Consider the following 1,126-nt stretch of genomic DNA (forward strand, 5'->3'; position numbering starts at 1 on the left):
AGAGGTCGTTTTCTCCCAGTGTTTCATCCCGGAATTGGTTGCTTAGTGACGGTTTTCGGATCGCGCCAGGAGATGGTGGCTTCGCCGGTCAGGCGGCGAGCCATGAGGTCGGTCATGGCGAGGTGGACCATGGCTTCGGAGCGTCCGGGAAGGGTTTCGTAGTCGCGGGCGAGCCGACGGTGGAGCATCAGCCAGCCGTAGGTCCGTTCTACCGCCCACCGCTTGGGGATCGGGGTGAATCCCTTGATCCCGGGGGTTCGGGCGGTGATTTCCATGTCGATGCCGAGGGTCGCGGCGTGCTCGACGAGGTGCTGGCGGTAGCCGCCGTCGACCCACACCTTCCGGATGCCAGGGTGGTCGGCGGCCACCTGGTCGAGGAGCCGGGTGCCGGCCACAGAGTCCTGCACGCTGGCCGCGGTGACCAGCACCGCGAGCAGGAGGCCGATCGTGTCGATGACGATGCTCCGCTTCCGCCCGACGATCTTTTTCCCGGCGTCGGTTCCCTGGCTGGAGGCCGGGACGCTGGTGGACGTCTTGACGCTCTGTGCGTCGATCACGCAGGCCGAAGGTTCGGCTTCCCGCCCTTCCTTCTGCCGCAGGAGTTGCCTGAGTAGGCCGTTGAGCTGGGCGAACACGCCTTCTGTCGCCCACTTGGCAAAGTAGCCGTAGACCGTGTTCCAGTGCGGGAAGTCGTGCGGAAGGTAGCGCCACTGGACGCCGGTGCGGTCCACATACAAGATCGCGTTCATGATCTCGCGCAGGTCGTGTTCGGGTGGGCGCCCGAAGTCCAGGGCCCTGCCGCGGCGCTCGAAGCGCCAGGCGGACAGCACCGGCTCGATCAACTCCCAGCGGGCATCGGACAGATCGCTCGGATAGGGGCGTCGGGTAGGCATGCTCCTGACGTACCGCTCCGGACCGAGTGCGCCCAGGCGTACGGCAACGACGACGGAAGCACACAGCGCAAGGCCCGGCTTCTTGGGATGAGACAGGCACAGGCCACCTCCCGCCTCACTTGTCACCCCACCAGCCCATCAGGTACCAAACGCATCAGCAATCTCCGCACCACCACAACCCCGTGCCGCGAAAATTAGCAGATACCAGTGCATTCAAGGTGAAAACGACCTCT

General features: G+C 65.0%; 1 protein-coding gene. It reads right to left on the reverse strand.

Annotation, left to right across the window (positions count from 1 at the left end):
- Nucleotides 1–23 precede the first annotated feature (23 nt).
- A complete protein-coding gene (locus ABD329_RS47800; protein WP_086883664.1) occupies nt 24–893 on the reverse strand; it encodes an IS5 family transposase in 870 nt (289 codons plus the stop codon).
- Nucleotides 894–1,126 lie beyond the last annotated feature (233 nt).

The sequence above is a fragment of the Streptomyces javensis genome, assembly GCF_039525925.1.
GTDB lineage: Bacteria > Actinomycetota > Actinomycetes > Streptomycetales > Streptomycetaceae > Streptomyces > Streptomyces asiaticus.

Excerpts from the sequence above, each read along its gene's own strand:
- ABD329_RS47800 (WP_086883664.1), bottom strand. The coding sequence starts at position 893 with ATGCCTACCCGACGCCCCTATCCGAGCGATCTGTCCGATGCCCGCTGG.